The organism is Porphyromonas somerae (assembly GCF_022845615.1).
Taxonomy (GTDB): Bacteria; Bacteroidota; Bacteroidia; order Bacteroidales; family Porphyromonadaceae; genus Porphyromonas_A; species Porphyromonas_A somerae.
This window is the reverse complement of the sequence record NZ_AP025559.1, coordinates 1,918,261-1,931,320: the sequence shown is the minus strand read 5'-3', so window position 1 is coordinate 1,931,320 and position 13,060 is coordinate 1,918,261. Positions and strand designations below refer to the sequence as shown.

The following is a 13,060-nucleotide window of genomic DNA, read 5'->3' as shown; positions in this document are numbered from 1 at the left end:
AGATTTGGTCTGGTCAAGAAGTGGGTTTTAACTCAAGTCAAAATTGAGTCAAGTCAAAATTGAGTTGAGTCAAAACCTAACTCTTGAGCTAAGTCAATTTTGAGTTGAGTCAAAACTGAGCCAAGTCAAAACTGAGTCAAGTCTTAACCAGACTCAAAACTTAGCTCAGAAAGTCAAAAGCTAATTTCCAATCGCCCCTAAGTGGGTGGCATCAATTCTTGATATTGGCAAGGTGTGTCTTTGTAACACAAAACTCAGTTTATACCACAAAGACCCTTGCCCCGAAGGGGAGAGAATTACTCCAAAGTCGTAATTAGAAAACAAATAGATATGGATAAGAAAGAGGAGCATCGTTCTGAACGAAAAGCGGCAGAAAAGCCTCGCTGGGACAACTGGCATGTACGCTTGCCTGACCCGAAAGACCAGCAACGGGCGATTGACTTGTTCCATAAGTCAGGTGCGGAAACGAATTCCGACTTCGTGCGAGCAAGGATATTGGGAGAGCATTTCAAGGTGATAACGGTCGATAAGTCTGCCGTGGAGTACTATCGTAAGCTATCCGAGTTAACTGCCCAGATACATAAAATAGGCGTGCTGTATAACCAAGCTGTACGAGCCATCAACAGCTATCATAGCGTGAAGACTGCTCAGATACTGCTTGAGAAACTGGAGCAACTATCAGCTCGGATTATTGCTTTGCAGGAGCAGGCTGTCTCTCTGACCATTGATTACCGCAAGTAATGATTGCCAAGATTTCAGCAACGGAGAACCTCGGGGGTGCGCTCGGCTACAACTTCAAGAAGGTGACTAAGAAGGAAGCGACACTCTTATTGGCACATGGCTTGTACCAAAACAGAGCGGGCGAATATACGATGTCGGAGGTAGTTGCAGATATGCAGGCATTGATACCCGAAAAGTGTAGAACAAAGAAAATGGTCTTCCATTGCTCGCTCAATCCCCATCCAGACGAGAAGCTGTCCGATGAAACGCTCTCGCAGATAGCTAAGGAGTACATGGAGGCTCTGGGCTATGGCAAGCAACCCTACATTGTGTTCAAGCACAATGATATCGCCCGTGAGCATATACACATCGTATCGCTTCGGGTAGATGGTGATGGTCGAAAGATCAATGACAAGTTTGAAGGCAGAAGAAGTAAGAAAATTACGGATGCGCTGGAAAAGAAGTACCATCTAATTCCCAGCACAGAGATTACAGATAAGCCACTACAAGAGCTCTCAAAGGTGGATATGGCAAAAGGAAATATCAAAGAGCAGGTAGCATCTATAGCTCGTTCTGTTCTGAAGCATTATCGCTTCTGTTCGTTGGGAGAACTCAATGCCATTCTTTCCCACTACAATCTTGCCGTGGAAGAAGTCAAAACAGAGTTTCGAGGGAAGAAGTACGATGGACTAGTCTATGTACCGACTGATGATAAAGGCGACAAGGTAAGTACACCCATCCATGCCTCGGAGATCGGTCGTGGTGTGGGCTATACAGCCGTGCAGAATAGGATGCAACAATCTAAGCAGGCTATCAAGCCTCTGATACCAGCCGTAAGGGGGCGGTATTCCGTAAGAACGTGTACCCGTTACGGTCGGTCTTCGCTACCATACGGTGATCCTCGTAGTGGATTCCTGTCGTCTGCCCTAATGCATCGGTAATGCCTACCATGTCGCCCTGTCCGTCATAGGAATAGCGAACAAGCTGCTCGGAACTTCCGTCTGGCATCCTCAGGTGGAGGCTCTCAATGAATCCCGCATCCGTATGTCGGACTGTGACCCGGCGACCGCAGGCATCGGTGAGTGTCGCAAGCACGCCATTCTCATAGGAAAGGCGGATGCTCCTGCCATCCAAGTCGGTAACAGAAGTCAGCAGATAGGAGTTGGCAGCACGATTGAAATACTCAAAATTATAGAATAATCTCTTCTCTAAATCATACACCTCATATCCCTTTGGATGTTTACGAAGTTCTAATCTGTTGACCCGACAGAAATCAACTTCACCTTCTTCTACATAGTCAAAGCCACATACTCTTCCATCCGCAAGTAGCAACCCAATACATTGTGCTATTGGATATAGGAAGAGTCTCATATCTGCAAGACTATGGACACCAATACCCAAAGCCCCCTTAAAGTTGCTGTCGGAGTGGTACACACGTTTCCACTCCAAAGGCAAAGCCCCCGGAAAGAAAAAGTCTATTCCTTCATACAGCACTGAACCTGTAACAAGATTTACAGGCTCAAAACCGTAAAAAGATAACTCTTTCTTTAGACTACGTGTGAAGTGGAGCATAACAGTTCTTTAGAACAAAATTATCTTATTCTTCTAAATCTATGATTTTTCCTACAGCCTGTCCGATAATGTCGATATAGGTCTTGGCATCTACAACTTGTAAGTTCTTATTAGAAACTTTCCCTCCTAAGACCAATGCTGGAACATAACCGTAGCATTGACCATATTGTAATTTTGGAAGTTTTCCTTTAATATCTAAGTAGGGTTTAGAAGCAAAATAGTCCTTATGAGCAATGAAAAAGTCATCAAAAAAAATATCAATGGCTCCTCTAAAAGAGTCTAATGCACGGCTTATGCATTTTCTAACGTTTATAATTTTCACTCTATTTCCTTCGTTAGGTGCAATCGTCCAGTTTTTATTTCCTTCCCAAATTAATAAATCACCCATTGCTGTTATTGCAAATACTATAGAAGGCTCTAATAGTTTGTCGATATACTTAAAAACAAAATCATAATCGTCTGGGTTTACTAATTGTATAAAGCCATTCTCATAAATGCCATACCCCATAATATTCCAAATGTTCAACAACTCATCTGGAAGTTTTCCTTTATATTTATTGATGGTTTCTATAGAAACATCACTATGTTTAACATAGTTATTTTGGTTCCTCTCTTCAAATGTTAGTCGTTCCATATATTATGATATTACAGAAATAAACTTACTCCATACAATGTACCATATCATAAGGATAATAAGGCAACCCTTGTAAGGAGGAATCGTCTAAGCCTAGTATTTTCACCAAAGCACCACTTTCAAAACTCCAATAGCCAAAATGAACACCCCATTTGCTTTTATGATCATTATACCAGCCACAATCAGAATGCCCCTTATACCATTCCTTTTTAATGTATTTTTGGAGCCGTTCTACAGCCTTTTCCTTATTAGTTTTCGCAAGCTCTATCACTTCGATAAGTCCTGCATAGGGAGTAGTCCAAAGAAGTTTTTCTGATGCGTAATCCTGTGTATTGTTAACTAAGAAGCTGAAAAGTTTGTCTTTAACCGAATGTTCTCTTAGGAGTATTGATAATTGTTGTAATTCTTTATGACATTCAAGCATAACTCCTATAGATAGATACCATAACATTGTTACATAACCAGCATCGGCATTCCATCCTTTCTTTATGAATTGTACTCCTTGAAGGTAGTCCGGAATTAGTTCCAATACAGGATAACCTGCTGAATATTTAGAAATGAAAACTTGATAGTTTTTTCTTACTAAATCATTCATCTGAGCATAAACTCGTTCATCATCCCAAGAAGTAGTATTGACTTCATATTCTTTTAAGTCACGACTTATGCAATTTTGATCAAAGTCAATATTGCTTTGATAGTTCTCTGATGAATTAAAATTATCTCTTAACATCATAATGTGTTATAGTATTTAAAGCCACGCACATTCCAGTGTCAAGTGCAACGTAGTTACAAATGTAGGAAAAAACTTCATAGGGAGTTTTATAGCCTAGTTTTTTTTGCGAAGCGCACATTCTCAATATAAGGGCTAAAGGGTACGGTAAACTATAGTCTGGATAAATAGGTAGGTATATGGAAAGCTATAAAGATAATGTCCAAGCAATTTTATTTATGCTCTTATTTAGTTCAGTTATTTCATTCAAGAGACTATCAAAGCTTGGTGTCTCTTCGTAAATCATATCTTGAGACATGGCGACGTAATCTGATCTCCACTCATCAAGAACTTCTTTCGGTGGTACAATAGATAACTTCTGTGGAGCAAGCGTTCGGTAGTCAAAACCTTTCAGTCCTATAAACATACTACGATGCTGCACTATTGAGGCGTATAACGTTGGATCACTTAAGGCTCTTGTGGCGATTTCTGTCTTAGAAATCTTGTAGACATCGTATAGGTGCCTGCTCATTCTTTCGGATCTGATTGAGGAAAACTCCTTTTTTGCGAACTCTTCGTGTAGCAGACAAAGTTTCTCTATAAATGTTCGTTCAGGACTGACAGCTAAGACCTTAAACTCCTTTTGCACAAATGGTGTATTAGGCATATACTGATCAATCCAAGAATTAGTCATTACACTTTCTAAAGGCTCCGACATAGAGCGTCCGCTTACTTCTATTTTAACGACAGGTTTGAGATAATCAGTCTCCTCGGAAAAAAGCGACTCATATGCAACCTCTATCACCTCTGGATCTGTAGTGGAAATAGAAGTAACATTGACACTTACTTCAAAAAGCGAAGGGTCAATTGATAGACTTGCTAACGCTTTCTCCAAATCAGTCTTTAGCATTTCTCTTGTAAAAGAGCATGAGGCTCTTCTTAGCTTGTCACTTATCTGTGTTTTAGAGAGCTGACCAGCAAACCCTAAATACTCACGATTAATTGCAATATCAATATCTTCGGAAAAGCGTTTAATCAGATTCCAACACTTACTGAGTGAAGTACCACCCTTGAAAGAGAGCTGATCCGCATAGTGTAAGGAAAATAGGGCTCGAAGTACCATAGTTACCCACCAGTCTTTCTCTATTACACTAAGAGGGATATCACCAATTCGTGGCCTGACAATTTCCAGTACTTCTCTTTGCTCCTCTTTTGATAAGTCTGTAAATATCATTGTTCTCTCAGTCTGTTTAGTTCATCTTGTATCCATTGTGGAGCCAAGTGAATATCCCTCTTATATTCTTCCTCTGAAATTGAGCGGAGATGTTTTTTTAGAATGCTCTTATGCACCTCCGTTAGATTACCTTGCCCAATCTCTCTTAAGGCAAAAACAAGCATACGTACCAACTCTGAGGTGTATGCAAAATTGTTCATATCATTAGACCTTTTCAGCTGAATGCCTCGACCCTTTCCCAGCTTTATTGTTCGTGGCGATCCATTAGTGATGTACACTACATTCATTGGGATTTGAGTTGAAAGACCTAATTTATTTAGGACATAAGTGCCAGAGGGTATAAGTGTGATTTTGTCCCTTTCTTCAATTATCCTAGCCACCTCTTCAATGGAAGGATAAATAATACCAGTCCCCCACTTGGTGTCCACCTTAGGATAATAATAGAGCCCATGAGCCAACCTCACAAGATAACCCTCTTTGGTCATGCGACTAAGCACCTGTCTTATAGCGGTGCTATCGCCACAAGGAGCAAACTGGTTAGGGTAAAGTATCGACCCTTCTCCAGAATCAATAACAGCCTCTTTGATAAGCTGATGTGTACTTTTTAATTGCTTTCCCATGTCACAAATATAGCCCATATTTGTGACATAACAAAATGTTAAGCTACCCGCTCTGGCCTCCACACATTCCTGTGTCAAGTGCAAGACGGTTACAAATGTAGGAAAAAAAACTTCGTAGGGAGTTAGCTCACGCACATTCCATTTAAATCTTTTGACCCACCTCTGGAACTACCTACAAGGGAAGGTACTTTTGTACGCTTCGTTTTGCGCTTACTATTGGAAATCGCTCTTGACGTTCATTGTTTTACCCTTTTTATGCAGTAAAATTTGATCCTATAAGCTTGAAATCTAGCATACCATCTTGAGTAGATTTTATATCTTTGCGGATATTGAATAGAGAGTTCTTTGAAGCACTGCAGAATGAAGATGGGAAAAGAAACTTGCTCGTTTCCAACTCGTAACCCTTTTGCTCCACAATCTTTCCTACTCTGTTGATTATCTGAAAGATACAAGATTCTTGAATCTTTTGCGGGCATAGTCCGTTGCGATTAGCATCTTAGCCTTCTCCTCCTTTTCCGATAGCTCATCTCGTCCTAAAAGGGTTGCATCTCCCGTCTTGGCGAACTCCATCAACTTGCCGATAAACTCTTCCTGCTCGGGCGTGGGCGGTATGTTATGCAATATCTCGTTTTTCTCTGGGCGGTCAATACCGATATCCTTAGCGGTACGATAGTCACAAATCTCCGCATAGAAGGCTGCCAGCTCTGGCACTTTAATGAAGGTTCTGAAGCGTTCCTTCTGTATGATGTCATTGGTGATGGAGAACTCGTAGTCGGTAGACTTCTTCGCAAAGACAGCAGCCCAAGCATCAAAGCTATTGATGCCTTGCTTTTCGAGTGCTTGAGGACGTAGGTACTTGAAGAGCAGATAGAGCTCTGTGAGTGAGTTGCTGATGGTCGTACCACTGAGAAAAGTAGCTCCTAAGTCTTTCCCCGACCGCTCCTGAATGGTACGTATGGCAAAGAGCATATTGAGTGCACGCTGTGACCCTTCTGGATTACCTAAGCCAGAGACTCGGTCGTGACGGGTGTTGAACATCAAGTTCTTAAATTGATGACTCTCGTCCACAAAGAGGTGATCGATGCCCATCATTTTGAAGTCCACAGCATCATCCTTACGCTCGGCAATACTATCTTGAATGCCTTGTAGTTTGGCTTCGAGGGTCTGCTTTCGCTTCTCCAATCCCTTGAGCATCGCTCGGGAAATGTCTGCACCTTGCTGACGAAGGACTTCTAGGTTTTCCTCTATAGAGTCTTTCTCCTTTTGCAAGATTGCCTCCTGTATCTCTAGAGCTTGAGGTATCATCCCAAACTGCTCATGGGTCAATATGATGCAATCCCAATCGTTGTTCTTGATGTCGTTAAAGATGCGTTGGCGGTTTTGCTTATTGAAGTCGTTCTTACCCAGATAAAGAACTCTAGCATTGGGATAAGCCTTTCTAAAAGTGTCAGCAATGTCGAAAACATTTGCCTTTAGTCCGATAATCATCGGCTTGTTTGCTAAGCCCAAGCGCTTCATCTCATAGGCTGCCGTACACATTATGAGGGTCTTACCAGCCCCTACTTCATGGTCACAAATACCCCCGCCATTGGTTTTGAGCATCCACACGGCATCCTTCTGACTTTTGTAGAGGTCAGAGATACCGAGCCCTTTCAGATTTAGATCGGGAAAGGATTGATGCGCACCGTCAAAGTTGGGACGCACGAAGCAGTTGAATAGCTTATTATATCTGTCGGATAGTTGTTGCTTAAAGCTCTCTGGGGTTCTGCCTAGCCAATCTACAAAGCCCTGACGTATCTCCTCTATCTTAGCATTAGCCATCTGTATCGCATGTCCATCACGCACTTTGATAGTTTTCGTCTCGCCTGTCTCTAGATCTCGGACCTCTTTGTTCTTATTGATATCGGGGATGGTATTGTGCAAAGCATGCTTTAAGAGATTAAGTCCATCATAGCGTCTGAACTCTCCCTGCACAGCATACTTATGCCAAATGTTCCCATTGCGTCTATCGCATTGCAAAACATATTCATCCATCGTACTCTGATAGGAGACGGTGATCTCTGTCTCAAAGAATTCTGAGGCAAAGGCACTATAGACTTTAGCTGGTATCCACCGCTCCCCAAGGTTGAAGTCAAGCTCAGCAAAGGGTATCGGTGTAGGTGTGGCAGCCCGTAGGGCAGCTAAGCTTTGCTGTGCTTCTTCATGATCGGGATGCTCTAGTAGCCACGACTCAATCTGCTCACTCTTATCTATCACATTGCCTGAGATAAACTTGTCTGCCACCTCGTAGCCATCTACTTCTGGATTGTAGTAGATACGCCCCTCTAGAGCTGAGATGACGTCACTCTCCTCCATCTTTGGGAGGAGCGAACTCACATAGTCTAGCTCCACAGAGCCATACTTATTCAGAGAAGAGACGAGAGCTTCCGTGGGGTCGGCAGCTACTGTCACCTCTGTAGTGGCAAAGGCGGTAGGATGATCAAAGATATCTGCCTTGATGTATTTCCCCTGATTGGATCGCTCTAAGAAGAGTATTTCGACCCCAGTTGCGTCCATCTTGATGAGGTCTGTATTGCTCTTCTGATTAAGGTACCCCCAGCGACTGATAAAGTCGTCATAGAGCCGATTGAGCTTTATACGCTCCTCGCTATCCTCACATCTATTGTTCGCTTCGTAGTCGTATAGCCGATGATAACTCTCTCGGATCTCGATGTACGCTTTGAGCTTGGTTAGGCGCTCATAGGGTAAGTCCATCGGATGAAAGGTGGGCTGTCGCTTCAGATTGGAGAGATACCCCACTTGTCCATTTTGTAGCACGATCGACCCATCTCGTAGATGCGAGTCGGGCAAAGAGAGGAATGGTCGAGGTGAAGCATCAAATGACTTCTTAACCTCTGTAACTGGCTGTACTTCTCTCTCCACTTCTGCAAAGTCAAATAGAGATGGCTGCTCGATTGAGGAGAGCTTAGTACTTCTTCTTGCTCTTGGACGCTTTACTGAGCTTTGCTTGGGTTTAGAGGCTGTCTGTTGCTTATTGACCTCTTTGATTTCCCTATTAACACGAGCAACCTCCTGCTTCCAGAGTTCATACTCTTCGGGAGCAAACAAATAACCCTCTTGTTCCAGACCGACATCAGTAGTATCCATCACGGGATGATGGTCATCATCAAAGTAGACCATCTGTCCGCCCATCTCTCGTGGGGCTTCTAGGTCTGTACGTATATCCGCTTCATACTGATGCTGTAACGTTAGAGCTGGCACACCTTCGGGCGCTGGCTCTAAAATTGAGGAGGCTTGCTCCTGCTGGGAGGGTTCTACCAATTCACTCTTTTCGATGGAGTTGATGGGAGTCCCCTCTGAAAAGGGCCCCTCCACGACTTCTTCCGCCTGGTCTTCTGTTTGTGCTACCTCTGTAACTACAACACTAGGAGCTTCTGCGACCACCTCTTTGCTATACCGTCCTTGGACAAGCTCTTCTAGCTCGGCTATCTCATGCAGTGCTGTAGGAGAAAAGTGAAGGTCACGCTCAATCCCCAAACCATGTATCTTAACCTCCTTCATTTCGTCCAAGGAGATGTAGCCGAGCTCCCAACCGTAACCCATTGTAACTGCTCCGAACCCAAGACGTTCTTCTGGGTTATACTCTAAGAGGTAGGCTGTATAGGCTCCCAGCGGGAAGAAATATCGGACATAAGCTGTACGATCGCCAATGAGTTGCTTCTCTGTCTCATATAGCTTGGGGAGTTGACTCTTAATGCTATCAGGCATTAGATCATAAGCGTTGTCTTCCTCCTTATCCACTTCATTCTCTGCTGTATGATTGGGACTTTCTATGAGAGGTTCAGTCGTTATGCCTAGGCTGTGGAGCTTCTGTTCTGCTTGTCGCTCTTCTTCGCTCATCGCTATTCCCGTCTCATAGAGCTTGCGATCAAAACGTGCTGTTACATCTTGCGTGAGCTGTATTCGGATACTCTCAGCCATATCCTCCATAGTTCCCTCAAAGCGATATTTCCAAGTTGGCTTGCCGTAAGGGTCTCTACCCAGTTCACGACTGGTGGCTATGGTGCGAGGTGCCACATCATCCCACGAGCCCTCGAAAAGTGAGTTGTGGTTGAATGCCATAGTAAAACCATCCCCCTTGGGTACAGAGACTGTATGAATAAACTGCTTCTCCAGCTCCTCGCCAATCTCCTTGCCCGACTGCTTCTGCAGGACAATCAAATCGCTTCCGACCTCAGTCCCTGCCTGCTCGCTAAACATCCCTGATGGCAGACGGATAGCAGAGATGAGTCGGCTGTTTTGCATCAAATAGCGTCTGATTGGCTCATTTAGTGCTGCATCGAGTACACCTTGTGAAGTGATAAATGCAACGAGACCTCCCTCTCTAGTGCAGTCCAAGCCCTTTACGAAGAAGTAATTATGAATGGCTCGTGTTGACTCCTTTTTGAAGAGATCATTTCCCCTACTATACTCACGGTCATAGACCATAAAGTCTCCAAAGGGGATATTGCTGGTTACAAGGTCATATTTCTCCGTCTCTTCTAGGGGTGCTATCGCTTCAAAGGGTTCATTTCGCACGAAGATGTTGCCTTCGCCATAGGGGTGCAACGCCTGACTGATGCGAGCCGTGAGCAGATCTTTCTCCAAGGCATCAACAGTGCCCACCTGATTGGCAAATGTTTCGGCAAATGCCCCCATCCCCGAGGAGGGATCGAGGCACCGTTTGAGCGTCACACCACTTGTTGCTAGAGCATCTGAAATAGCAGAGACGATACGTCTATCTGTATAGAATGAGGTGAGCACGCTTGCCTTGATGCTCTCCCAGTACCGCTTGGCGGTGTGAGCATCGACCGCTTCCCGATAGATCATCTGCTTGAGCTGCTGTGTCGGAGCAAAGAGTTCTTCCTCCGACTTACTCCAATAGCGGATGTCCGCTGGCGTGTCTGTGCGGTTCAATACGCACTTCAGACCTCCGAAACCTTGGTAGCCACGCAAGATATGTTTCTCTGCTTCGGTAGCCATACGATGCTCTTTTTCTAATCGCAGCACCACACGGATTGCTTCTGAATTCGCTGCCAAAACTGCTTTCTTGTTGTATGCCATAGAGGTACTCTGTTTGTTGATAATAAGTTGTCAGCCATTGTGGGAGGAAATCAGTCCTACGAAGTGAATTGAAATACCTTCCTGGAGAATGGAAATACGATTACTTGATCTGTTTGTTCCTCACGTGAATTAGTGGAATCTAGTCTGTATGGAAATGTTGTTTTCCCCCGTCACTCCACAGTTTCATCCGTATGGGAAAAGTTTCCCATAGGCTTGGCACTGGAGTTTCTTCCCCATGAAACTGCAGTTTCTCCCCTATGAAACTAGAGTTTCCTCCGTATGAAACCACAAAGGCTCTCCAAGTGGCTTCCTATTAAGTACGATAGAACATGTGGAAAATGTCCTGAGAGATAGTTGTGGCACTGAGCTATGTCGCTTGTGCGGACTATTACTTCTTCCTCTTTTGCTCGAATTCAAATTTGGTCGAACCATCCTCTTGTAGAACCAATCGGGCATTGAACTTCTTACCAGCCTTGCTCGTCAAACCTTTCAAGATTGGGGTACGCCCCTTGGTTATGAGGTCGCGAATGTTCTCATCGGAGAGATACGTACCACATACTTCACGGAATATGTGGAAATCACAATCATCATTCTTGCATCTCGCTACCTTGGCATAGATCCCCACACTCTCACGACCACACTTAGGGCAGTGATATGTGGGATACCTTTGTTGCCTAGATGCAGGTGCGAGTGAGAGCAATTCTTCACAAATGGTGGAAACGTAGGAGTTGATGCCTTGTGCAAACTTACCCGCGTCCATACCTCCTGCCTCGATTGCTGCTAGCGCCACCTCCCATGCTCCGGTCATCTCCGCATTGGCAATGCGTTTATCTTTAACGATTTCATAGACGGCTAATCCTTTCTCCGTCGGGACTATGCTCTTCTTCTCCCTACGGATATAGTCACGTAGGATGAGTGTCTCAATGATGTTGGCTCGTGTGGCAGGAGTGCCTATGCCACACTCTGCCAAAGCCTTTTTACTTGCGATATCCTCTACCTCCTTGCCTGCATGCTCCATAGCAGAGAGCAGGGTCGCTTCTGTATAGAGTGGCTTAGGCTTGCTCTTTTGCTCGATTATGTCTGCTTGTTGCAGGGGTAAAGTTTGCCCCTCGGTCAAGTTGGGCAAAGAGGACAAAATCGGCTCGTCCTCCTCGCTCTCTTTATGCTCTTGAGGAGTAGCACTCTGCACAGATTTCCAACCCAAAGAGACTTGACGGCACGCTTTCCAGACATAGCTGTTGGTCTCGTCCTTGAGTACTACCTGCATACGCTCCTCTTCTGAGTGTGCTGAGAATGCTTCTGCAAAGCGGGTAACGACCATTTGATAAAGCGTGGTCTCATCTACCGACAATGCCGATGCGGTTTCTCCCGTGGGGATAATGGCATGGTGGTCGGTAACTTTGCTGTCATCTACGGAGTGGCGGTTCAGCTCTTGGGGTAATGGTGTGCCAATCTTGCGAAGGAGGTCGGGAACTTCCTCAAAAACATCTTCACTGATATATCGGCTACCCGTACGGGGATAGGTAGTGAACTTCTTCTCATAAAGCGACTGTGCGAGGGTGAGGGTCTTATCTGCAGAGAAGCCGTGACGTACATTAGCCTCCTTTTGCAGAGCGGTCAGGTCATACAAGAGGGGTGGAGCTGTATGCGTTACCTTTCTTGTGACCTCTGTGACCGTAAGCGAGCCGAGACTGCGTAATGAAGTGAGCGCAGTTTGGGCAGCAGCTTCATTATCAAAGTTCTGTAGGCTCACAGCTTTGATGGATAAGCCCTCGTCCTCTATCGTCGCAGTGAGTTTCCAATAAGGAACAGAGGTAAAGTCTCTATGCTCCATATAGCGATGACACACCATGGCCAAAGTTGGGGTCTGCACTCGTCCTAGAGAGTAGCCTCCACGATAAGCAATGGAGAGAGCTCGGCTGGCATTGATTCCCATCAACCAGTCAGCTTCTGCTCGTGCTTGGGCTGCGTAATAGAGATGGTCATAATGACTCCCTGGTTTGATATTCGCTAGACCCTCTCGAATAGCTTTGTCAGTAAGAGAGGAGATCCATAGGCGATCAAATGGCTTGTGACTGTTTAAGTGTCGGTAAATCCAGCGAAAGATGAGCTCACCTTCTCTTCCGGCATCTGTTGCCACAATAATACGATCTGCCTGATTAAAGCAGGAGCTTATTGCCTTGAGCTGCTTGAGTGCTGCAGGGTCTTCGTGGTACTCCTTGTCCTTACGCACTTGTCGGACAATGAGCTGGAAGGGATTGGGGCAAATGGGCAACTCTTCTGCTTTGTAATTAGAATGGCCGTAGGCATCGGGCATGGCAAGTGTAATGAGGTGTCCCATAGCCCACGTGACGAGGTAACCGTTTCCCGCTAAATAACCGTCTTGCTTTGTTGTAGCTCCAACGATTCGGGCTATATCTCGTGCTACCGAGGGCTTCTCAGCAATAATACATGTTGTCATAGTCTTT

At 44.7% G+C, this 13,060-nt stretch carries 7 protein-coding genes and 2 pseudogenes; 2 read left to right on the top strand and 7 right to left on the bottom strand.

What is annotated here, in order from left to right:
• Positions 1-330 precede the first annotated feature (330 nt).
• Positions 331-741, top strand: a complete 411-nt coding sequence (locus MWL85_RS08325; RefSeq protein ID WP_244400366.1) for a plasmid mobilization protein — start codon at positions 331-333, stop codon at positions 739-741.
• Positions 741-1,559, top strand: a pseudogene (locus MWL85_RS08320) (relaxase/mobilization nuclease domain-containing protein); the annotation flags it as partial. The gene MWL85_RS08325 and the pseudogene MWL85_RS08320, both read left to right, overlap by 1 nt.
• Here the strand turns inward: MWL85_RS08320 and MWL85_RS08315 are convergent.
• The 7 genes and pseudogenes from MWL85_RS08315 to topB all read right to left on the bottom strand — a co-directional run bounded on the left by MWL85_RS08315 (position 1,534) and on the right by topB (position 13,053).
• The gene (locus MWL85_RS08315) at positions 1,534-2,292 is read right to left on the bottom strand and encodes an RHS repeat domain-containing protein (RefSeq protein WP_244400365.1); all 759 of its coding nucleotides are present in this window, start codon (positions 2,290-2,292) and stop codon (positions 1,534-1,536) included. The pseudogene MWL85_RS08320 and the gene MWL85_RS08315 overlap by 26 nt on opposite strands.
• Positions 2,293-2,317: 25 nt before the next feature.
• Positions 2,318-2,926, bottom strand: coding sequence for a GAD-like domain-containing protein (locus MWL85_RS08310; RefSeq protein WP_244400364.1), 609 nt, complete (start codon positions 2,924-2,926; stop codon positions 2,318-2,320).
• A 25-nt stretch (positions 2,927-2,951) separates the two neighbouring features.
• Positions 2,952-3,659: a PoNi-like cognate immunity protein gene (locus tag MWL85_RS08305; protein WP_244400363.1), complete on the bottom strand. Its 708-nt coding sequence runs from the start codon at positions 3,657-3,659 to the stop codon at positions 2,952-2,954.
• 184 nt (positions 3,660-3,843) lie between these two features.
• Positions 3,844-4,869 (bottom strand): nucleotidyl transferase AbiEii/AbiGii toxin family protein, encoded by a 1,026-nt coding sequence (locus tag MWL85_RS08300; RefSeq protein ID WP_244400362.1) that lies wholly within the window; start codon positions 4,867-4,869, stop codon positions 3,844-3,846.
• Entirely contained in the window at positions 4,866-5,507 is a 642-nt protein-coding gene (locus MWL85_RS08295; protein WP_244400361.1) for a DUF6088 family protein, read from the bottom strand. Before MWL85_RS08295 ends, MWL85_RS08300 begins: the two co-directional genes overlap by 4 nt.
• Before the next feature lie 447 nt (positions 5,508-5,954).
• Positions 5,955-10,592, bottom strand: a pseudogene (locus MWL85_RS08290) (DUF2958 domain-containing protein); the annotation flags it as partial.
• A gap of 388 nt (positions 10,593-10,980) precedes the next feature.
• Positions 10,981-13,053 carry a type IA DNA topoisomerase gene (gene topB / locus MWL85_RS08285; protein WP_244400359.1) on the bottom strand — a complete coding sequence of 691 codons (2,073 nt, stop codon included), beginning with the start codon at positions 13,051-13,053 and terminating at the stop codon, positions 10,981-10,983.
• Positions 13,054-13,060 lie beyond the last annotated feature (7 nt).

Bases quoted from the DNA above. Each gene is read 5' to 3' on its own strand.
- topB (WP_244400359.1), bottom strand. From the start codon at position 13,053: ATGACAACATGTATTATTGCTGAGAAGCCCTCGGTAGCACGAGATATA.
- MWL85_RS08295 (WP_244400361.1), bottom strand. From the start codon at position 5,507: ATGGGCTATATTTGTGACATGGGAAAGCAATTAAAAAGTACACATCAG.
- MWL85_RS08310 (WP_244400364.1), bottom strand. From the start codon at position 2,926: ATGGAACGACTAACATTTGAAGAGAGGAACCAAAATAACTATGTTAAA.
- MWL85_RS08325 (WP_244400366.1), top strand. From the start codon at position 331: ATGGATAAGAAAGAGGAGCATCGTTCTGAACGAAAAGCGGCAGAAAAG.
- MWL85_RS08315 (WP_244400365.1), bottom strand. From the start codon at position 2,292: ATGCTCCACTTCACACGTAGTCTAAAGAAAGAGTTATCTTTTTACGGT.
- MWL85_RS08300 (WP_244400362.1), bottom strand. From the start codon at position 4,869: ATGATATTTACAGACTTATCAAAAGAGGAGCAAAGAGAAGTACTGGAA.
- MWL85_RS08305 (WP_244400363.1), bottom strand. From the start codon at position 3,659: ATGATGTTAAGAGATAATTTTAATTCATCAGAGAACTATCAAAGCAAT.